Source organism: Olivibacter sp. LS-1 (assembly GCF_008245145.1).
GTDB lineage: Bacteria > Bacteroidota > Bacteroidia > Sphingobacteriales > Sphingobacteriaceae > Olivibacter > Olivibacter oleidegradans.
In genome coordinates, this window is record NZ_CP041643.1 from 2153179 (window position 1) to 2176648 (window position 23470).

At 43.7% G+C, this 23470-nt stretch carries 13 protein-coding genes; all 13 read left to right on the forward strand.

All coding sequences use genetic code 11. The annotated features are described in order from the left end of the window. Position 1: 1 nt before the first annotated feature. On the forward strand, positions 2 to 1138 hold the full coding sequence (locus FKG96_RS08605; RefSeq protein WP_246860256.1) for an exo-alpha-sialidase: 1137 nt from the start codon (positions 2 to 4) through the stop codon (positions 1136 to 1138). 62 nt (positions 1139 to 1200) lie between these two features. Continuing rightward, positions 1201 to 2538 carry an acetylxylan esterase gene (locus FKG96_RS08610; RefSeq protein WP_149105330.1) on the forward strand — a complete coding sequence of 446 codons (1338 nt, stop codon included), beginning with the start codon at positions 1201 to 1203 and terminating at the stop codon, positions 2536 to 2538. A 68-nt stretch (positions 2539 to 2606) separates the two neighbouring features. Beyond that, the gene (locus FKG96_RS08615; protein ID WP_149105331.1) at positions 2607 to 2837 is read left to right on the forward strand and encodes a hypothetical protein; all 231 of its coding nucleotides are present in this window, start codon (positions 2607 to 2609) and stop codon (positions 2835 to 2837) included. Between the two features lie 167 nt (positions 2838 to 3004). Then, positions 3005 to 3898, forward strand: a complete 894-nt coding sequence (locus FKG96_RS08620; protein WP_149105332.1) for a sugar phosphate isomerase/epimerase — start codon at positions 3005 to 3007, stop codon at positions 3896 to 3898. Continuing rightward, positions 3895 to 5475, forward strand: coding sequence for a glycoside hydrolase family 28 protein (locus tag FKG96_RS08625; protein ID WP_149105333.1), 1581 nt, complete (start codon positions 3895 to 3897; stop codon positions 5473 to 5475). Before FKG96_RS08620 ends, FKG96_RS08625 begins: the two co-directional genes overlap by 4 nt. A gap of 496 nt (positions 5476 to 5971) precedes the next feature. Next, the gene (locus tag FKG96_RS08630) at positions 5972 to 8752 is read left to right on the forward strand and encodes a family 78 glycoside hydrolase catalytic domain (protein WP_149105334.1); all 2781 of its coding nucleotides are present in this window, start codon (positions 5972 to 5974) and stop codon (positions 8750 to 8752) included. 152 nt (positions 8753 to 8904) lie between these two features. Beyond that, a complete protein-coding gene (locus FKG96_RS08635; RefSeq protein WP_149105335.1) occupies positions 8905 to 10035 on the forward strand; it encodes a glycosylase in 1131 nt (376 codons plus the stop codon). Between the two features lie 12 nt (positions 10036 to 10047). Continuing rightward, positions 10048 to 12468, forward strand: coding sequence for a sugar-binding domain-containing protein (locus FKG96_RS08640; RefSeq protein WP_149105336.1), 2421 nt, complete (start codon positions 10048 to 10050; stop codon positions 12466 to 12468). 143 nt (positions 12469 to 12611) lie between these two features. Then, positions 12612 to 13640: a GntR family transcriptional regulator gene (locus tag FKG96_RS08645; RefSeq protein ID WP_149105337.1), complete on the forward strand. Its 1029-nt coding sequence runs from the start codon at positions 12612 to 12614 to the stop codon at positions 13638 to 13640. Positions 13641 to 13879: 239 nt separating this feature from the next. After that, the gene (locus FKG96_RS08650; RefSeq protein ID WP_246860257.1) at positions 13880 to 15784 is read left to right on the forward strand and encodes a right-handed parallel beta-helix repeat-containing protein; all 1905 of its coding nucleotides are present in this window, start codon (positions 13880 to 13882) and stop codon (positions 15782 to 15784) included. Positions 15785 to 16061: 277 nt separating this feature from the next. Further along, positions 16062 to 19226, forward strand: coding sequence for a TonB-dependent receptor (locus FKG96_RS08655; protein WP_149105338.1), 3165 nt, complete (start codon positions 16062 to 16064; stop codon positions 19224 to 19226). A 30-nt stretch (positions 19227 to 19256) separates the two neighbouring features. Further along, on the forward strand, positions 19257 to 20684 hold the full coding sequence (locus FKG96_RS08660) for a RagB/SusD family nutrient uptake outer membrane protein (RefSeq protein ID WP_130856847.1): 1428 nt from the start codon (positions 19257 to 19259) through the stop codon (positions 20682 to 20684). Positions 20685 to 20691: 7 nt separating this feature from the next. Then, positions 20692 to 23469 (forward strand): hypothetical protein, encoded by a 2778-nt coding sequence (locus tag FKG96_RS08665; RefSeq protein ID WP_130856848.1) that lies wholly within the window; start codon positions 20692 to 20694, stop codon positions 23467 to 23469. The last annotated feature ends 1 nt before the right edge of the window (position 23470 follow it).

The window sequence follows — 23470 nt, forward strand, 5'->3', positions numbered from 1 at the left end:
AATGATGAAGATTAGTTTATTAACCTTGCTTATGCTCGGTGTATTTATAGGCGCGCATGCCCAAGAAAAACAGCCGTGGAAACAGGGCATCCTGAAAGAAGAGTTTTTGTATGAGAAGGCGGCTTTTCCATCGTGCCATTCAGCAACTATGGCAGAAACGCCTAGCGGTTTGGTAGCAGCTTTTTTTGGTGGGACCAAGGAGCGTCATCCCGATGTGGAGATTTATGTTTGCCGCTTTGAAAACGGCACTTGGACGGCTCCGATCTCGGCCGCTGATGGTGTACAGGAAGATGGTAAGCGTTTACCTACGTGGAACCCTGTGCTCTATCAAATTCCGGGCGGCGATTTACTTTTGTTTTATAAAATCGGTCCTAAACCCTCAGCGTGGTGGGGAATGCTAAAGCGCTCGAAAGATGGGGGAAAAACCTGGTCGACTGCCGAAAAGCTACCAAATGGCCATATCGGTCCGGTGAAAAATAAACCCGTCTTACTCGATAACGGACAACTTTTTTGCCCCAGCAGTACCGAAGGTAACGGCTGGAAAATCCATTTCGAAGTAACACCGGATTTTACGAAGACTTGGCGCAAAATTGGCCCCTTGGCCGCGAAGGATAGTATTGACGCGATCCAACCAAGTATCCTCGTCCATGGTAATCGCACCTTACAGTTGCTCGCTCGTAGTCGTAACCGAGCTTTAGTGCAATCATGGTCGACCGACAACGGCGAAACCTGGTCGCCACTCGAAAAAACAAGCTTGCCGAATAATAACTCAGGAACCGATGCGGTAACGATGGCCGATGGTCGCCATGTATTGGTTTATAACCATGTACTTCCTCCGGGAAATCTGGCAAAAGGCCCCAGGACACCTTTAAACGTATCGGTATCAAAAGACGGAAAGAGCTGGTCGGCCGCCCTGATACTAGAAGATTCACCCATTAGCCAGTATTCCTATCCCGCCGTGATCCAAACGAAAGATGGTTTGCTGCACTTTATTTATACTTGGAGGCGACAAAAAATAAAACATGTCGTCGTTGATCCAAACAAACTCAAGCTGTTGCCTATAAAAAATGGCGAATGGCCGAAAGTAAAGGGGTATACAGCTCCTAAACTAGAAGAATACAAGAAAGAGGAAGATTAATAATGACAGGTCGAATTTCGTTTATACTACTCATATCGCTGGTAATAAGTCAGCTATGTTTTATGCGATCAACTCGCGCGCAGGACAGCGATCGTCAATACCGGATGCCGCTTAAAGACGTACTGCAACAAATTGAGGCTCGTTTCGGTGTCAAGATCAAATACAACGAAAATCAGGTAAAAGATCGAAACTTAACCTATGCCTTATGGCGGTTTAGACCAACGGTAGATGAGACCCTCTCGCAGGTCTTAGCGCCTCTGGACCTAAAAGTGAATAAGGAAAAAGAAGGTGTTTATAAGTTAAAAGAGTACGAATACTACCGTTGGCCTGTGCAAGAAGGTTGGGAGAAACTGGATACGCTGGCCGCTCGATATCACGACAAAGCAAGTTGGGAATTAAGGAAAGACAGCCTTCGAAAGGAGTTATGGAAAGCATTAAAACTAAGTCCATTACCCGCTAAGCCTGTCTCGAAACCGATAGTTACACCTGTACGGAAAATGGATGGTTATACGGTTCAGAATATTGCCCTTGAAATATTACCGGGAGTCTATGTGAACGGATCCTTATATCGGCCAATGAAAGCAAAGGGAAAAATACCCGTCGTTTTAAGTCCGGACGGACACTGGCAAGGCCATCGATTCCGTAAAGATGCACAAATCCGTTTTGCCATGACAGCTAGAATGGGAGCGATGGCCTTCAGTTACGATTTGTTCGGTTGGGGCGAATCCGGTTTACAATTTAAATACGAGGATCACCGAAAGAGCTTGTCGCAAACCGTACAGACACTGGGAGCCGTACGTATTCTCGATTATTTGTTAAGCTTGCCCAATGCAGATACTTCGCGGATAGCTATCTGCGGAGGCTCCGGCGGTGGCAGTCAAACCGTGTTGATGGCAGCCCTTGATCCCCGTATTAAATTAAGCATTCCTGTCGTTTCACTGTCCTCCTACTTCTATGGAGGATGTCCTTGTGAAAGCGGCATGCCAATCCATTTGTGTGGTGGCGGAACGAATAATGTGGAGCTTGCAGCTATGGCCGCACCTAATCCACAGCTTGTTATATCCGATGGCGGGGACTGGACGGCCCATATGCCTGAGCATGATTTGCCTTATTTGCAAAAACTATACGGTTATTATGGGAGGCGAGAACTGGTGGAGAATATACATCTACCGCAAGATGGACATGATTTCGGTTTTTCCAAGCGCAAGCCGGTATATGATTTTATGATCAAACATTTCGGTTTGGACGAAAAAGCCGTGAAAGATAAACAGGGAAATTACGACGAAAGTAAATGTACGATCGAAGATGAAAAGGCACTTTATGTATTTGGGGAGAATGGGGAAAAACTTCCTGCAAATGCCTTGAAAGGTTATGAAAATTTAGAGAAGTTGTTTCAATAAAAGTAATTTGTGTTACTTTCTTCCGCAGACCACGAAGTAGCTTGAATGCCATTGAAAACAAACAAGTGATGAAAAAAGTAACCAAAGACTCATCGCTTGGAACTTTGCTACAATGGTGGTGCATCAATCTGCAAACCGCAAATTTCCTAGGCGATATTTTAGTAGAACGGAGGGTTTTGCAAACAGGCAAATGGCGTCGAGGTGTGGGGAGTATGGCATTGGAGGATACGGAAGCATCGAGCAGTAAAGCATATGTACCATCGTTCATGTTGCAATATCCAAGCGGATTGAGGAAGTAAAGCGGCTGCAATACGCGCTAATGATGCTTTGCAATCAGGTGCAACGTAGCCTACACAAGCCTTGATTTATTCACTTGTATCTATTTTAAAGGAGTTCATGAGCTCATCGCTACGCTCTTCGGTTTGCTCAACTCGTATGTTTGAAAAGTTGATTAATTAAGAAAGTTATGTATACAATAGACCGAAGAAAATTTTTACATCAAGCTACTACTGTGGCCTTGGGTGCCGTTTTATTACCTAATACAATCTATGCCTCCGCTAAAAACCCTTATAAAATAGGCGTAATAGATTTGATGATGCTGAAAAGGCAAAAAATCAGCGCACTTGATTTAACGCATGAATTGGGGGCAGATGGCGTGGAGGTTGATATGGGTGGCTTAGGTAATCGGGATACCTTTGATAATAAGCTAGCCGATCCGGCAACGCGGAAGGCTTACTTGGATAAACTAAAAGCGCTAAATATTGAAATATGTTCCTTGGCTATGACTGGTTTTTATGCACAATCCCTTGCCAAGCGTCCTACTTATCAACAAATGGTACAAGACTGCATCGATACCATGAAAGCGATGCGTGTGAAGATCGCTTTCCTTCCTTTGGGTATACAATGTGACTTGATCCAATATCCCGAACTGCGACCGGTCTTGGTGGAGCGTTTGAAAGTTATCGGAAAAATGGCGGCTAAAGCAAAGGTAACGATTGGCATCGAGACGGCGCTGGATGCTGCGGGAGAAAAGAAGTTTTTGGATGATATCGGTTCGACCCATATCCGAAGCTATTTCAATTTTTCGAACGCCTTAAAAAATGGACGTGATCTGCATCAAGAATTACGAGTCTTGGGAAAAGATTATATCTGTCAAATACATTGCACGGATGAAGATGGTGTATGGCTCGAAAACAATAAACGCTTGAATATGATAGAAGTGAAAAAAACATTAGAGGAGATGGGCTGGAAGGGATGGCTAGTAATAGAGCGATCCAGAGATGCCAATAACCCGCGTGATGTAAGAGGTAATTTCGGTGCGAATACACGTTATATGAAGAAAATTTTTCAAGCATCATGAGTGCAGTTCAGTCTTTTGTTAGCTGTCTATTGCTCTTGGCCTGCTTGCTTCAGGCATGTAACAACCGAAAAGAAAAAAAAGAACAACAGCTGCATACCATTCCGACCGCTCAGGAGGTGGGAGCGGCTTGTATGCCGGATACAATTGCACCGATAAAAGCACCGTTTCCCATGAAAAATCTGAAGCGGCCTGTTTTTTCAGATCAAACCAAAAACATAGCGGACTTAGGAGCTAAAGCAGGTGCCCAAGTAACGGCTATTATTCAACAGGGTATCGATGAATTATCTGCTACGGGAGGGGGAACACTACGCATACCGAAAGGCATGTGGAAAACGGGACGAATTGCTTTGAAGAGCCATGTCAATTTGCACCTTGAGGAGGGTGCCGAGCTATATTTTAGTGGAGAGATTAAAGACTATTTACCCGTTGTCTTCACGCGTAATGAAGGTGTGGAAGTGATGTCTTTAGGCGCCTGTATTTACGCAAATAATCAAGAGAACATTGCTATTACGGGTAAGGGACGGCTCATAGGGCCTGCAGAAGGATCCGTTCGGAAACAAATTATGACCCACGATGTAATTGAAAATGTTGTTCCACATGATAAACCGGTAGCCGAACGTATATACGACGGGAAGGACGGAAGTTTTATTTTTCCTCCCATGTTTATCGCTCCTATTAACTGCAGGGATGTACTTATTGAAGGAGTCCGACTAGAGCGCACTGCCTTCTGGAATATTGTGCCGCAATATTGCGATCGGGTCATTATAAGAGGGGTAACGATTCACTCGATTGGCATCCCAAGAGGTGATGGTATCGATGTTGAATCGTCGAAGAATGTACTAATCGAATACTGCACGTTGCAGACCGGTGACGACTGCTTGGCGATGAAAGCAGGGAGAGGCTGGGACGGATTGCGCGTTAATCGGCCTACCGAAAATGTGGTGGTACGCTATTGTCTGGCAGAAAAGGGGCATGGCGGCATTACCATTGGAAGTGAAACCGCCGGTATGATCCGTAAATTATATGTACACGATTGTGTTTTTAACAACGAAGGAAATGGAATACGCTTTAAAACAAGAAGACCGAGAGGAGGTGGTGGAGAGCAGTTGTTCTATGATCGCATTCGCTTACGTGTTGGAGAAACAGCGCTACGGTGGGATATGTTAGGAAGTGCCGTCCATGTAGGAGCGGCTGCAGATCGTTCTCAGAAAGTTGAGCTTAATGAACTAACGCCCCATTTTCGGGATATTCAGATCAGTAATCTAATCGTTGAAGATGCTTCACACTTTGTTCGAATAGATGGTATCCCGGAAGCTCCGTTGGAAAAAGTAGAAATTCGTCAGGTGAGAGCCAAGACCGAAAAGCTTTTTGATATAAAGGATGCCAGGCACATAGCTATTGAAAACGCAAAGTTGGTTAGTCAAGACTCAATGGTCCATCTGGTAAATACGCAAGATATTATCTTTAGCAAGGTTGACTTCGATATTCCTGCCAAGAAAGTTTATCAGCATATTGCAGCAGATGGTGGTGATTCGGTTATTTTGAAAGATATAAGCTATCTGAATAATGATAACTAGGATAATTATCTAGTACAAAAGAAGTATCAGTGTATAACCCAGCTAGTATTAAACTAGTGTGAAATTAGTACTAGATCAGTGTCAAATCAGTACCAAGCAAGTGTCAAACCAGTACGAAGCCAGTACCATTTAGTGTGATTTCAGTAGCTTTGTTGTAGCTATTAGCGTCTAAAACCTCGTCTATCAGTTGAGAATAATGATTAATCGCAACCAATAAAAAAGATCATTTAAAGATAATATCCTACAATACAAGGAAAAATTCTTATAAACGGATATATTCCAGTCCATTTATCTTTGCATGTGGCGGTCTATCATGTCGCCTGGCCTTGTTGCACGCATTCAGAAAATGCTCATTTACCATTAGTAAACTGCGCTTTTCTTCATTACGCGCGCCTTGCCAGACAGCATGCTAGTCTAGCCACTGAATTCATAGACAAATACTAACCATAAACCTGCGCCTTGTATACATGTGCGAACGAGGTTTATAAACTGAAAAATGGGTAGGATTATCATTATATTATGTGTGTTGTTTCATTGTTGGGGAAATAACTTTGCCGCTGATTTGAAGACGGCAGGCCTACGCGTGGAGTCTAAAAGCAATCCGAGGGGCATCGTAAGTTTGCAACCTTTGTTAAGTTGGAAACTTGAAAGCCAGTTGCGAAATACAAAACAAGTAGCTTATCAGGTACTGGTGTCGGATCAGCAAGGCAGCTGGGCGGATGATAAGCACATTGTTTGGAATTCGGGAAAAGTGGAGAGGGGTACAAGTATTCAGGTTCCATACCAAGGAAAGCCGTTGTCGGCCACTCAATGCTATTATTGGAAAGTTAAAGTGTGGGATAACCACGGCAATGAGTCAACATGGTCGGAGCCTGCTTATTGGCAAATGGGACTTTTCACCAAAGAAGACTGGAAGGGTGGCCAATGGATTGCTTATGAGGAGTTGCCGGAAGAACGACGGGATCCCCTGCCAAAGGCCGATAAAAAAGATACGTATCAGGATAATAATGTGCTTCCCTTATTCAGGAAGTCATTTCAGGTTCAAAAGACAATCGAAAAAGCAACCTTATTTATTAGCGGTCTGGGACATTTTGAAGTGCATATAAATGGTGATAAAGTAGGCGACCATTTTTTAGATGCCGGGTGGGTTAAATATGATAAAGAAGCCCTGTATGAAACATTTGATGTCACCGAAACTTTAAGGAAAGGTGAAAATGCGATCGGTGTTTTGTTGGGAAATGGCTTTTATTATGTTCCTCCCGTAAAAGGTAGATACCGAAAACAAAAGGTAGCCTTTGGTTATCCAAAGATGATTTGTCGTTTGCAATTGCGTTATACAGACGGGAGCCAAGAGGATATTGTCAGTAACCGTACTTGGAAGACCGATAAGGGTCCCATTACCTTTTCCAGTATCTATGGTGGCGAAGACTACGATGCACGTTTAGAGCGGAAAGGCTGGGATGATAGAGGCTTTGACGATACCGCATGGAAGCAAGCCGTTGTAGTGGAAGGTCCTCCTGAAATCAACCCCCAAATGACAGAGCCCTTAAAGATCATGGAGCGATTTGATCCGAAGACCATTACAAAAACAAGTGCCGGAAACTGGGTTTATGATTTAGGTCAGAATGCTTCCGGTATTGTGCAGATTAAATTGAAAGGAAATCGTGGGGATACCGTTCGCATATACCCGGGCGAACTATTGAAAGAAGGAGCCGTTACCCAAAAAGCAAGCGGTGGTCCCTATTACTTTACCTATATTTTAAAAGGTGAAAATGAAGAACGTTGGCAAGCCCGTTTTTCGTATTACGGCTTTCGCTATGTAGAAGTGCGCGGTGCAGCACCAAAAGATCGGTCAGCATATAAAAAATTGCCTCAAATCATCAGTCTACAAGGGTTGCATGTTCGCAATGCAGCTCAACAGGTTGGTTCTTTTCAATCGTCGAACGAGTTATTCAATCGCACACATCAGCTAATTGATTGGGCAATCAAAAGCAATATGATGAGTGTATTTACTGATTGTCCGCATCGCGAAAAACTTGGTTGGCTGGAACAAACCCATCTCATGGGTGCTTCCGTACACTACAACTACGACATAGAAAGACTGCTTCAAAAGATTATAGAAGATATGCGGAAGTCGCAGTTGCCGAATGGTCTGATACCTGAAATTGCCCCGGAATATGTCGAATTCAACTGGGGCGGCGACATGTTCCGCGATTCACCGGAATGGGGAAGTGCAAGCATCATTCTTCCCTGGTACTTATACAAGTGGTATGGGAACAAAAAAGTGTTGAAGACGGCCTATCCAATGATGAAGCGTTATATAGGCTACTTGCAAACGAAAGCAACTAACCATATCCTTAAACAAGGCTTGGGCGATTGGTATGACCTTGGACCAAAACCACCCGGCGTTTCTCAACTGACGCCCATGGGCGTTACGGGAACCGCTATTTATTATTACGATTTAAGGTTATTGGCGAAAATTGCCGAGCAGCTCGGAGAAACGAAGGCTCAAGAGGCATATACATCTCTGGCGGAAGAGGTTAAAAAAGCGTTTAATGATACCTTTTTCCATGTCAATACCAAACAATATGCTAGCGGGAGTCAGACCGCAAATGCGATGGCACTTTATATGGACCTGGTCGACACTTCCGATAGAAAAGCTGTTTTGGATAATTTGATTCAAGACATCCGGAATCGGAATAACGCATTAACAGCTGGAGATATTGGTTATCGCTATGTACTCCGGGTTTTGGAGCAAGCGGGTAGATCGGACGTTATTTATGATATGAACAGCCGTACCGATGTGCCAGGCTATGGCTATCAACTGGCTAAAGGTGCAACCGCATTAACCGAGTCATGGCAAGCGTTACCCACCGTTTCCAATAATCATTTCATGCTAGGTCATTTAATGGAATGGCTTTACAGTGGCTTAGCGGGGATTAGACAACAAGAGGGAAGCGTCGCTTTCAATCAAATCGAAATCCGACCGGAGGTCGTAGGGGATGTCCGCCGTGCAGAAGGAACTTATGATTCACCTTATGGTCTAATCCGTTCAGCATGGAAAAAGGAGAAAGGTCAGTTTGAATTGGCAGTAAAGATTCCGCCGAATGCGCGGGCCGCGATTTACTTACCCGTTCAGGACGGAGCATCTATTTATGAAAGTGGAAAAATGATGAATGACACAGATTGGAAAATAATAGGCAAGGAGCAGGGGCACTTGATCGTTCAGATTGGATCGGGGGATTATCGGTTTAAAGTGGTAATGAATGATGAGTGATGAGTGATGAGTTGCGAGTTGCCCGTTGTGAGTTGTGAGAAAGGTTCGTTCGACTGAAAGCTGAAAAGGAATGATGAATGATGGGTGATGAGTGAATAGGCTTTTTTACTTTTGAATTTTTACTTTATCATACCTAAGTCTTAATACAAAAAATGGAAAAACACCTATATATTATTTTACTTTTTATTCTTCTCGGCAAGGGAGTTCCTCTTTTTGCGCAAGGGATAGGGGTGACGCCGGAAGAGATGGAAAGCATCTACCGCGAGGTTAAAACACCGTATAAATATGGCTTGGTGATGGTGCCACCGAGTAATGATAAAAAAATGGATTGTCCAACGGTTTTCAGAAAGGGCGATAAATGGTATATGACCTATTTAATCTTCGATGGACGTGGCTATGAGACTTGGCTGGCTAGCAGTGTTGATCTATTGAAATGGACAACCTTAGGCAAATTAATGTCATTTTCCGATCATGAGACTTGGGATGCGCATCAAAAGGCCGGATATAATGCCTTACAGGTTATAACTTGGGGAGGTACTTATGAGCTAAAAAAATACAAAGGAAAATATTGGATGTCCTATTTTGGGGGCGACGGAAGAGGGTACGAAGCCGGTAATCTCTCCATTGGGATGGCTTATACAAAAGGAAAGCCCTGGATTGCCCATGAGTGGACGCGTATGGAAAAACCTTTATTCACCGCGCAAGACGCGGACGTGCGATGGTGGGAAAATCGTAAGTTATTTAAAAGCACAGTGATCGAAGACAAGAAGCGGCTAAGCGGTCATCGTTTTGTGATGTACTATAACGCAAATGGAGATTCGGCTCAAAATAATTTGAAAACGCGATGGTTTGAGCGGATCGGTATGGCCGTCTCAGACGATATGGTCCATTGGAAGCGCTATCTTCAGGAACCGATTGTCCATCATCCGGTAGGTATCACCGGTGATGCCGTCATTCAACAGATGGCCGATACCTACGTTATGTTTTATTTCGGTGCTTTTTGGCAAGATCGCAAGGGCGCCTTTAATCGTTTTGCAGCTTCCAAAGATCTGGTCCACTGGACGGACTGGGAAGGTGAAAACTTGATCGAGCCCTCTGAACCCTTTGATGCTTTATATGCGCATAAATCTTTTGTGCTGAAGCACGAGGGCGTAGTCTATCATTTTTATTGCGCAGTGAATAAAGATGAGCAGCGGGGTATTGCAGTTGCTACGTCTAAAGACTTAGGAAAAAGTGGGCTGCAGTTTGTTGCTCCACCCGTAGGCCCAAAAAAACAACCATAAAATCTATCAGAAATGTTTAAAACGATTACGTCATTCTTCTTCCTCTATTTATTTGCCTTGACACTGTATGGGCAGGAATGGGGTAAAACGCTCTTTAATGAACAATGGAAGTTTCATTTGGGCGATCGACCGGAAGCAAAATCAGTGGATTTTAACGATGCAGCATGGCGAGTACTGGATTTGCCACACGATTGGAGCATTGAAGGTGCATTTTCGAAAGAACATCCGTCAACTAACCAGGGCGGCGCACTCCCCGGAGGCATTGCATGGTACCGAAAGACCTTTCAATTGGTCGCCGATACTGTAGACGGAAAGCAAGTTTATATCGATTTTGATGGCATTTATCGAAATAGTGAGGTTTGGATTAACGGACATTATCTTGGAAAACGGCCTAGCGGATATACCTCCTTCCGCTATGATCTGACCCCTTATGTAAAAGGCGGCAAGCAAACAAATGTAATTGCGATTCGGGTTGACAATAGCCAGCAACCTAATTCCCGTTGGTACTCGGGTTCCGGCATTTATCGGAATGTTTGGTTGGTAACCAAAAATAAGATTGCTGTGGATCATTGGGGTGCTTTTGTAAGGAGCCCATCGGTTCAAAAGGAGCGGGCTATTATCGAACAGCAGACTACTTTTAAAAACCTAGAAGGTAAAGCTGTATCGGCAGATATAGTGATTACGATATTTAATAAAGAGAATAAGGCAGTTGTTAAAAAAAGCTTTCCTCAGCAACTGCCTTTGGGTACAAGTAAGGCAAACTTTGAAGTTGAAGTGCCGCAGCCAATCCTTTGGAGTCCCGAAAACCCGTATTGTTATCAAGTCGAAACACAAGTTTACGTTGGAAAACAACTAGTAGATCAATATAGGGTACCGATGGGCATTCGCTACTTTTCTTTTGATGCTAAAGAAGGTTTTTCGCTCAATGGAGAGAGAAAAAGGATACTGGGTGTTTGCATGCATCATGATCTGGGTGCCTTGGGAGCGGCCATCAATAAGAAAGCTATGGAAAGGCAACTTGTGCTGCTCAAAGAAATGGGTGCTAATGCCATTCGGATATCTCATAATCCACCGGCACCGGAGTTCCTGGATTTATGCGATCGTTTAGGCTTTTTGGTAATGGATGAAGCCTTTGATATGTGGAGGAAGAAAAAGAATAAGTTTGATTACTCCCTCGACTTTGATGAATGGCATCGACAAGATCTGATTGACCTGATCAAGCGCGACCGTAACCACCCGTCGGTTATCTTGTGGAGTATTGGGAACGAAATACGAGAGCAGTTCGACAGCACCGGTAGGGCGCTTACCCAAGAGCTGGTAGCTATTGTCCGTCGAGAGGACAATACTCGCCCGGTTACCGCTGCATTAACTGAAACTCATTTGGAAAAGAATTTCATTGCGCAGGCTAAGGCATTGGATATTTTGGGATTCAATTATAAGTATGAACAATACGATAGCCTGCCGATCAATTTTCCGGGACAAAAGTTCATCGCTTCGGAAACGACCTCTGCATTGGCAACCAGAGGCCATTATGATTTAGGACATGATACCTTGCGGTTTTGGCCGCCGAGTGCGAAGGAAAAATTTGTCAAGAACGGTAATCCGGATTTTACCGTATCAGCCTATGATCAGGTTGCAGCGTATTGGGGCACAAGCCATGAACAAGCATGGAAAGCCGTTAAGCAACGTGATTTTATGACCGGACTCTTTGTTTGGACCGGCTTTGATTATTTAGGTGAGCCGGTGCCTTATGATTTCCCGGCGCGAAGCTCCTATTACGGTATTATTGATTTGGCGGGTTTTCCAAAGGACGTATACTATATGTACCAAAGCGAATGGACTGATAAGCCTGTGTTGCATTTATTGCCACATTGGAACTGGCAAGCGGGGCAAACCATTGATGTATGGGCCTATTTTAACCAAGCTGATGAAGTGGAGCTTTTTCTGAACGGCCAATCCTTAGGAACTCGGCGAAAGCAAGGGGATGATATCCACGTTTCGTGGAAAGTTCCTTTTCAAGCCGGAACGTTAAAAGCCGTTTCCAGCATAAATGGAAAGGAGGTTTTAGTAAAAGAAATTAAAACCGCTTCCACACCAGCCAGCATTCGGCTTACGGTAGATAAAAATAAATTGCGTGCAGGGATAAATGATCTAGCGTTTGTTACGGTGGACATCATGGACGACAAGGGAAATCCGGTACCTATAGCAGATAATGAAATTGTGTTTGATATACAAGGGCCAGGATTTATCGCAGGAGTTGATAATGGCTTTCAGGCGGATTTATCCTCGCTGAAAGGAAACCGAAAGAGAGCATATAATGGCAAATGCCTAGCTATTATCCAAGCTAAAGCGAACACAGGAGAAATCATTTTAAAAGCAAGCGCAAAAGGGTTAAAAGGAGCGGCGTTGAAACTGTCAGTAGGCGAGTTTTAAGTGATAAGTAGTAAGTGTTAAGTTAAGTACTAACGTATATATTAGTTGGATTTGCTACTGCCGGCGATAGTTCAAATACTTAAAACCTAAAACTTATAACGTACAACTATCTCTATTTTTTTGATACTTCAAAATCTTGAAACATGAATAATAGCATTTTTTTTGATCATATCCGTGTTGACAACTATTCTTCAACGCCAAAATACCTGCAACTCGCCTATGCGATATTAAGTGCCGTTAAAGAAGGAAAGTTTCAAAAAGACAATGTGTTGCCTTCTTTGAATGAGCTTACCAATCATTTGGAGATTTCGAGGGAAACGGCTGATAGAGGATATAAATACTTACGGTATTTAGGTATTCTAAAAGCCGTACCGGGGAAAGGCCATTTTATTTCTACCACCGAAGTCAACAGTCCTGGTCGCATTTGCTTGTTGGTTAACAAAATCAGCGAAGGGAAAAGTATTTTTTATCATGAACTGGTAGCATCATTAGGTAACTATATTCCAATTGACTTTTATGTATATAACAACGATTTTTTCTTGTTTAAGCGTTTATTAAATCAGCGACGTGACTATAGCCACTATGTGATACTGCCTCATTTTTTTGATAACCAAGATGAAGCGGAGGCTTTGATCGACTCACTTCCAAAAGACAAATTAATCCTACTGGATAAGCGTCTGAAACGACTTAAAGGGAATCATAGTACGATTTATGAAGACTTTGAAGGGGATATTTACCAGGCTTTGGAAAAAGCCTTACCTGCGCTCGAAAAATACCATACTTTAAAACTCATCCTTCATCGAAAGAGTTACCTCCCTAATGAAATTAAGCGCGGCTTTAATAAGTTTTGTCAGCAATATGCTTTTGAACGTGCTATTTTGGATAAGGTGGATCATGTTGAATTAAATAGCGGCGAGGTATATATCTGTGTAAACGATGATGATATGGTGAATCTGTTGGATAAAGTTTCGACATCAGCTTTCGTGTTGGGTAAGGATTTGGGAATTATTTCCTACAATGAAGCACCATTAAAAAAATACATTGCCGGTGGTATTACGACCATCAGTACCGATTACAAACAGATGGCCTCCTTAACCGCTCAGTCGATTAAAGAGAATACGCCACAGCACATTGCTTTAAACTTTTGTTTACAGCTTAGGGGCTCTTTATAGGTGAATGAAACGGATACCAACGTGTTTACGTAAAAAATAAATCCTTAGGTAGGAACTGTTCGAGTCGATAAAAGTCCGGCCTTGAAATATCCGGGTAGTAGAGGCTAAGTAGAAGTAGAATCTTTCAAAGGAGATTTCCAGCCGGGAGTTTTTGGTTACTTTTTGCGGAAAAAAGTAACTCGGAATTAAAAGAAAAGCGTTCGGTTTACATTGAAAGTCGTTAAATAGATGATAACAAAATGTTGAAAATCAAATACTTCATTCCAGTTTACTTATTGCTTACGCTGCTTTTTCAGGGAGTAAGCGGGGCAGAGATTTGGGTGTCTCCCAAGGGAAAGGACACCTACAGCGGCAGTATTGACTCACCCTTGGCTTCTATAAGTGCCGCATTAAGGAAGGCAAGGGAATGGAGGCGCTTACAGGCCAAGGAGGTATCCGGAGGGATTGACATTATTTTACAGGATGGAACCTATACATTACATGAAGCTATTTTTATCCGCCCGGAAGATGCAGGAACGGCGGATAGTCCAACACATATTAAAGCCTCCGCTAATGCACATCCGATTATCAGCGGAGGCATCAGCTTGCCGCATGGCTGGAAAAAAGTAAATAGAAGAATTGAAGGGCTACCCGCAGCAGCCCAGGGAAAAGTTTGGGAAATCGAAGCACCACTGATGGGTGATCAGGTACTTGACTTTAGGCAACTTTGGGTTAATAACCGGAAAGCGAAGCGTGCAAAGAGCACGGATGGTGATCGCATGGAAAGGATATTATCTTGGGATCATCAAGCCCAAACCTGCTGGATTCCCAAGCCTAAATCGACACGGTTCAGCTGGCAGCCGGGAATGGAGTTTTTCATTCATCAATGGTGGGCCATTGCTGTATTACGCGTAAAAGAAGCACTTGTACAGGGGGATAGTGTGCGACTATCGTTTTTGCAACCGGAGAGTAAGATACAATCCGAGCACCCTTGGCCCGCACCATGGATATCGAAGGAGACCGGAAACTCTGCCTTTTACCTAAGCAATTCTATCCAATTTTTGGATGAGCCGGGAGAATGGTATCTTGATAAACTCCGTCGAAAGCTTTACTATTGGCCTCAAAAAGATGAACATTTAGCTACCGCGAATGTTATTGTTCCGTATTTAGAAACCCTGCTCCGTATAGAGGGCACCCTAGATGTTCCTGTAAAGCATATCCATTTTTCCGGCATCAGTTGGCAACATAGTACATGGCTTCGGCCCTCACAGCAAGGACATGTCGCTTTGCAAGCCGGTATGTACTTATTGGACGCTTATAAACTAAAGATTCCCGGAACGCCCGACAAAAAGGGGCTCGAAAATCAAGCTTGGATTGGTCGGCCACCGGCTGCGGTAAGTGTATCGCATGCGCAGCACACATCCTTTAAAGGGTGCCGATTTGAACATTTAGCCTCTACGGGTTTGGATTATCATAAAGCCGTTCAGTTCAATACGATCCAAGGAAATGTGTTTCATGATATAGGCGGATCCGGTATATTGCTAGGTGTGTTTTCGGATGAGGCGTTTGAAACACACCTGCCTTATAACCCAACGGACAGGCGGGTTGTGGCCTCCCATAATAGCGTAGAGAATAACCTCATTAAAAATGTCACAACGGAAGATTGGGGATGTGTGGCTATAGGAGCAGGCTATGTCAACAATACCGATATCCGGCATAACGAAATCAGTGAGATCGCCTATACAGGTATTAGTTTAGGTTGGGGCTGGACGCCAACGGTGAATGTAATGGCTAATAATCGTGTTATTGCCAATAAAATTCACCATTACGCCAAGTACATGAATGATGTAGCCGGTATTTATACACTCTCTGCGCAACCAGGCTCTGTTATCGAAAATAACTATATCGATAGCATCTATGCTGCTCCTTATGCCCATTTGCCGGAACATTGGTTTTACCTTTATACAGACGAAGGATCGGCCTATTTTACTGTTAAAAACAATTGGTGTCCGAAAGAGAAATTTTTGCAGAACGCGAATGGCCCCAACAATGTTTGGGAAAATAACGGCCCTATGGTATCAGAAGAGATAAAAAGAAAAGCAGGATTGGAGGACGCGTATGGTTGGTTAAGGAATGATGCCTGCCTGCCGGTAGGCAGGAATTAGGAGTTATGAGCGATGAATTTTGGAAATAGACCTTATCCTCTAAAGCTTATAGCTTATCGCTTAAGGCCTACAGCTTGATTGGGAGCTGGCAACGAAATAGTTGCAGTAGCAGTGGCACTGCGAAGGCCAATAGCTGACAGCTGATAGCCGAAAGCTGACAATATCCTACACAAGCAAGCAAATATCTTACAAAACTTCAGTAGGTTTAAAACGTAAGTTTGACGCTTAAACCAATTTAAGCGTTGAATTTTTTTATTGTGAATATAAGCCTAATTCAATGAAGTTAATCATGTTAATGACAAGCCTTTGGCTGTTGTCGGGGATAGCCTACAGCCAAGAACGTTCCTTGCAAGGAATGGTAACGAATGCCAAAACGAAGGAACCGCTTCCCGGAGTGGGGATTAAGACGAAAGATGGCACCAAAAGCAGTGTGACGGATGCTGAAGGTCATTTTCGTATCGTGGTTTCCCAAAATACGAAAAGCCTTGTTATTTCATCCATCGGTTATGAGACGAAAGAAGTACCTGTTCTGCAACAAGGTTTGCTTCGAATTGAGCTTGTGGAGCAAGAGCAAAGCCTTGATGAAGTCGTTGTAGTAGGCTACGGTACGCAAACCAAACGTGCGGTAACAGGGGCGGTAGCATCGATTAGTCACGAAAAATTCCAAGACCGTTCTTTCAGTAATGTAGCACAGTCGCTGGCAGGGCAGTTAGCGGGTGTAAATATTTCCCAATCTCAAGGAGCGCCGGGGCAGTCGCCGAACATTCGAATCCGGGGAACGAGTTCTATTACTGCCGGTACCAATCCGCTCTACGTCGTAGACGGCATGCCTATAGAGAACTTTAATTTAAATAATATCAACCCACAAGACATCGAATCTGTGGAAGTACTAAAAGACGCCTCGTCAGCAGCTATTTATGGTTCAAGAGGAGCCAATGGCGTCGTATTGGTAACGACCAAATTGGGTAAAGCGGGTACAACTCATGTCGGTTTCAACTACGAGTATGGTATCCAAAAAGTGAGTCGACGGATTGATTTGATGGATGCACAACAGTACATCCAATATTATATCGATGCACACAACAACGGGTGGATCAACTCGGGAGAAGGTAGAAGTGCTAGCGATCCAAATAGTGTTCGAACCAAGCCTTTTCAAATCCCGGAAGACTTTACCGATCCAGTGAAACGAGCTGCTTTGGGTACAGGCACCGATTGGCAGGACGTTATGTTTCGTACAGCCCCTTCGCACCAGGCGCAGTTATCCGTTTCAGGAGGTACGGAAAAAACACAATTTCTGTTTTCCGGCAATTACCTCGATCAAGAAGCGGTATTAGATCAGAATTATCTAAAGCGTTTAACCCTGCGCTCCAATATTCGGCAACAAGTATCGGATCGATTTGCTATTGGATTGAACTTAGGTGTGACGGGCGTTTACGATCGTACCGAAGGAACGGAAGGAAAGAGCGATGTCATCAGTCTAGGTTTGCAAAGTGCACCTATATTTCCGGTGTATAACGAAAACGGTAACCTCGGATTTAAGGACCCGAATTCCAGCTGGTACCGTTTTGCGCAATATACGGATTTGCAGCTATGGCATCCCTACTCGCTCACGAGAGAACTTTACAAGCAAAATAAATCGTTCAATACGCTTGGTAATGCCTTTGCTGAATACACAATTCTTGATGGACTCAAATTCAAAACTAGCATCAATGCAAATTTGCTGAATACACGTTACGAAATGTTCTGGAATAAAGATCAGAAGTATGGGTATTCGTCGGCCCTTCCTGCACAGGGAAACGCTAACTCCCGATTTATGCTTAACTGGCTGTCGGAAAATACCTTAAATTATGATAAGCAGTTCAATGATCACGGTTTGGCTGTCTTATTAGGGTACACGGTGCAAAAGCAGCGAGATGAATACCAAGCGCTTTCTGCCGGCAACTTTCCCAACAATCTGGTACCGACATTAAATGCCGGAACCGTGAATGGAGGAACTTCACTTGCCTACGAATGGGCTATGATATCGTATCTCGGTCGCGTGAATTACAATTTCAAAAATCGCTATTTTTTATCAGCAGTATTGCGTCGGGATGGGAGTTCGCGTTTTGGAGCAAATAACCGCTTTGGCTATTTCCCTTCTATCTCGGGAGGTTGGGTGATATCGGATGAACAATTTTTCGAATCAGTAAAAGCAATTAATAACCTGAAATTACGTGCAAGTTATGGGGCAACGGGTAACAATCAGATTCCAAACTACGGTCCGATTGGCCTATTGGGAGCGTCCAATTATGTTTATGGAAGTGAGCTGGCAACAGGTTTAATGTTGACCAATATTCCTAATCCGGATTTGCGGTGGGAAAGAACCAATATGCTAAACCTGGGTGTAGATGTCGCCTTCCTTCAAGACCGCTTCCGGTTGAGTGCCGAATTCTACCATTCTGTTACGAATGATCTTTTACTCAATGTACCCGTACCGGATATCACCGGTTTTGCGACACAGTTAACCAATGCGGGTAAATTAAGGAACCGGGGATTTGAGCTGAATATTAATAGTCGGAATATAGACCGTGATTTTAAGTGGAGTACCGATTTTAATTTGTCGTTGAACAGAAATAAGGTTCTGCAATTGGGTCCCGGTAATGCGCCTCTACTTTATACCGATTACGTTGTTCAGGTAAAAACGGAAGTCGGCCAGCCTATATCAAACTTCTTTGGCTATATATATGATGGTGTTTACAAAAATCAGGCAGAAATAGAAGCGAGTCCAGCCAGAGGTGACGGCTTTACAAAACCCGGAGATCCAAAAATTAGGGATGTAGATGGCGATGGCCGTATTACAGAAGCCGATCGAACCATTATAGGCAATAACCAACCCGATTTTATTGTAGGTTTGAACAATAGCTTTTCGTTTAAAGGGATTGAGCTATCCTTTCTTTTCCAAGGTTCATTTGGCGGTGAGATTACCAATCAGCTGGTTCGATTTAATGGTATATGGAATGCCGGACGCAATGCCTTTGCTAAGGTAGCCAATTATTGGAAATCGGAAAGCGATCCGGGAGATGGCTGGCATTTTAAGCCAACGGTTGATCCCAAAGGTTATCAAGAACGCTTCTCCAGCTATTGGGTAGAAGATGCCACCTTTGTTCGACTGAAGAACATCCGAATTTCCTATGCCTTGCCACAACGTTGGGTGTCAAAAACACCGGCAAAAGGAATACGCATTTTTGCCAATGCAGAAAACGTTTATCTGTGGAGTAAATACACCAATTATGATCCGGAGAATACCACTTACCAATCGACATCCTATAGCAATATATTTTCGAATGCGGTGCCGTCTGCAACATCAACTGTAAGTGTTCCATCCGGTGCATTTTTAGGAGTGGATTATGGCTCTTATCCGTTGCCGCGCGTTATTACGTTTGGCGCGAAAATCGATTTTTAGAAACAAGATTTAAGGATAAAAATGATTATTATGACACGCTTATTTAAAGTATATATATCACTGTCCATCATCTTCGTCCTGAATGGATGTGGAAAATCTTTTCTGGATCTGGCACCTATTTCCAATGCCAACCAGTCGAACTTCTATCAAACCATTGAGGATTTTGAATTAGCGGTTAACGCCGCATACGCCACGTTATATACCTTTTACGGTCCGACAAGCGCCGTGTCCTACTTTGCTGAACAACTATCGGACAATGCTACCCTGTATAATGTGGCAGGTATTCAGTCAGATCGTTGGGCTTTTAAAGACTATAATCTGAAGCCATCTAATACAGAAGTTTATCGCTTTTGGCAAGAGTGTTACAAAGCTTTGTATAATGTCAATATTGTATTGGATAAAATTGGATCCGCAGAACTCAACGAAACCTATAAAACAGAAGTAATCGCACAGATGCGTTTTCTCCGCGGCCTATATTATTTCAATATGGTGCAAATGTGGGGAGATATTCCGTTGGTGAGCCGGCCGATTTCCGTTGAAGAAAGCTATGCCACCCTGCGCTCACCGGAGTCGGAGGTATATGCCTTTGTGGTAGAAGATTTAACATATGCTGCGGCTAATTTACCCGAACCCGCTGCCATCACCTTAGCAGGCAAAGCTTCGAAATATGCTGCGTTGACCTTACTGGGGAAGGTTTATTTAGCTTTAAACCAAAAGGACAAAGCGGCGGAGAGTCTCTTGCAGGTTTATGGGAAGTTTAGCTTAATGCCACGGTATGAAGCTTTGTGGGGTGCAAATGTTAAAAATACAGCCGAATCCATTTTTGAAATCCAGTATCAGGGCGGAAGTCCCAATTTGCCTTTTAGTAGATACTGGCGGGAGTACGCGCCGACAGAGAATTTTGTGCTTACCTTGTATGGTGGCGGAATGAATCAGGTAACGGACGACTTGTATGGTGAGTTTGAGGAAGGCGATCCGCGAAGAGAACAAACCGTATCCCTGGGATATACAAATAAAGAAGGAACTTTTATTCCCATTAAATTTCAGAATAAATGGGTTGATAAAGAGGCCCCGGCTCCTGCGGGCGAAGAGTTGAGCAATAATAACTTCATGGTGCTGCGATATGCAGATGTTTTATTGATGTTAGCCGAGGCTACAGACGACCCTCGTTATTTAAATGAAGTACGCGCACGTGTCAATTTGCCGCTTTACGGTAGCGACGCTTATCCAAGTAGCCAATATAATAGCCTGGCCCTGGCCATTGAGCATGAACGAAGGGTGGAGCTAGCCTTGGAGTTTCACCGATTCTTTGATCTGAAGCGGACGGACCGGGCGGTAGCGGTTGTAAGTAAGACGAAGCCGATCAAGAACGAAAACCAAACGGTATTACCTATTCCGCAAATAGTTATTCAGCAAAATCCGGCGATTACACAAAACCCGGCTTATCAAGGATTATAAAAAAATTATGAGAAATATTGGATTTGCGTTATTGTTTTACTTTTCCTTTTTTTCGCTTTCATCAGCAGCTACGTCTGAACAAAAAAAGGAACTTGTTTTAGTAGTGCCAAAGAAAATGTCACCGCGCTTCACGTACGGCACAGATAGTTTGACGAAAACTTTGCGCTCTGCGGGTTATAAAGTGAACGTAGATTCCAGTGGTCTTAGGAAAAAGTATCAACAACGATCTCTGTTGATTGGTAAGTTTACTGATTTTCCCGATCGTTGGGACGTGCTTTCGAATAGTGAAGTGGAGGAAAGTTTCCGAATCAAACTGAATACGGGTGGCGGCTACGTCCGGGCAGTTGACGATAGCGGGATTTTATATGGCACGTTGAAATTAGCCGAGACTATCTTGGAAAATGGTGGCGTGCTACCCACGGACTTAGTATGTGAAGACCATCCCGAAATGGTATTGAGAGGGACGGCCATCGGTATTCAAAAAACAAGCTATCTACCAGGAAGAACGGTATATGAATACCCCTATACCCAAGCGGAGTTCCCATGGTTGTATGATAAAAAGCAGTGGATACGGTATCTGGATATGCTTTTGGAAAATCGGTATAATTCGCTTTATCTGTGGAACGGCCATCCTTTTGCATCTTTAGTGCGCTTACCCGAATATCCTTACGCAGTAGAAGTGGATGAAGAGACATTCAAGAAAAACGAAGCCATCTTTAAGTTCATTACGGAGGAGGCAGATAAAAGAGGGATTTGGATTATTCAAATGTTCTACAATATTATTATATCCAAACCATTTGCTGAAAAACACCAACTCAAAACCCAGGATCGAAATCGCCCCATCATACCGATGATTGCGGATTATACCCGGAAGTCGATTGCCGCTTTTGTGGAGAAGTATCCAAATGTGGGTTTACTGGTTACCCTTGGAGAAGCGATGGAAGGTGTAGGGCAAGATGACGTGGATTGGTTTACCAAAACCATTATTCCGGGTGTACAGGACGGCTTAAAGCGCTTGGGATTACGTCAAGAACCGCCGATTGTTTTGCGGGCACACGACACGGATGCGCCTCGCGTAATGAAGGCGGCTCTTCCCCTTTATAAGAACCTCTACACGATGGCTAAGTATAACGGTGAGGCTTTAACAACGTATACGCCGAGAGGGAAATGGGCCGATTTGCATCGTACATTGAGCAAGGCAGCACCCGTGCATATACAAAATGTACATATCCTGGCAAATTTAGAGCCCTTCCGTTATGGTTCACCGGATTTTATTCAGAAAAGCGTGCAAGCCATGCATCAGGTGTATCAAGCGAACGGATTGCATTTATATCCACAAGCGTCTTACTGGGATTGGCCTTATGCCGCCGATAAGATCGACAATATGGGGAATAAGCGACTATTACAGGTTGATCGGGATTGGCTCTGGTATAAAGCGTGGGCACGCTACGCTTGGAAAGCCAATCGGGATAAAGTTGAGGAGAATGATTATTGGTCGGGTTTGTTTGCGCGGCAATTTGGTGTCAATAAAGAAGCAGGGCTTGCAATAGTAAAAAGTTACGAAGAAATGGGAGAAATTGCCCCTAAGCTTTTGCGTCGTTATGGCATTACTGATGGTAACCGCCAAACATTAAGTCTTGGCATGTTTATGACGCAGCTGATCAACCCTTACCGCTACGGACTTTTTACTTTACTCTATGAGTCGGAAGCACCCGAGGGAGAGATGATCATCGATTATGCCAAGAAAGAATGGAACGGAGAACCGCATATAGGCGAAACCCCAATACAAGTGGCGGATGAGGTAAAAGAACATGGTCGAAAAGCGGTTGAGTGGATCGAAGAAGTAGGGCATAGTGTGCAACACCATAAAGAGGAGTTTGAACGGATTCGCAATGATATGTATTGCTATCAAGCCTTGGCCAACTTTTATGCCGAAAAGGCAAGGGCTGCAATTGCGGTATTGCGCTACAAATATTCAAATGATATAATTGATTTACAGCAAGCCTTACCCTATCTGGAACGGAGCGTGGAACATTATCGACAGTTGACGGAACTAACCCGTCACACTTATTGGTATGCAAACAGTATGCAGACTACGCAACGTAAAATTCCCATTCGCGGCGTAGACGGAAAATATAAAACTTGGGAAGAGTTATTGCCGCTTTATGAAAAAGAGTTGGTCCACTTCAGGCAACAGATCGATTCATTGAAAGGGGCACCTAGAAGAGCGGATGTTGCAGTCAATCAGCTTCAATCAGTAGAAGTGAAATTGGAAGATAAAGAGCTGGAATATTATTCGTTGACCAAGGGCGCGAGTCCATACGCTGACACGCCTGCTAGCCTGTCGGATTTAGCACCCGATTTAATTGGTTTGAAAGGCGTTCGTCTCCGTCAACGGAAATTAATCGACACGCTGACAAGCATTCGTTTTAGTACAACAAAGCCTGTTAAATTATTGGTGGGATATTTTAGACAGAAAGACCTTGCCTTCGGAGCGGAGCACAGTGAAAATTCATATGCACCGGCGCCTGATTTGGAACACGATGCATCTGCCAACGACTATGGTCAGTCGGAAGTCTTTATTGCCAATGCGATAGCCTTAGGCGATCAACCCGCTGTAGACATTCACACCTATTCCTTTGCTGCGGGCAAGCACAGCTTAACCCTGCCAAAGGGACAACTCTTGTTGTTGGGATTTATAGATGGAACTACAGAACTAAAAAATTATGACGCTAATATTGGTGTGCCACCTGATGAACGGAACATCGATTGGTTATTTGAGTAAT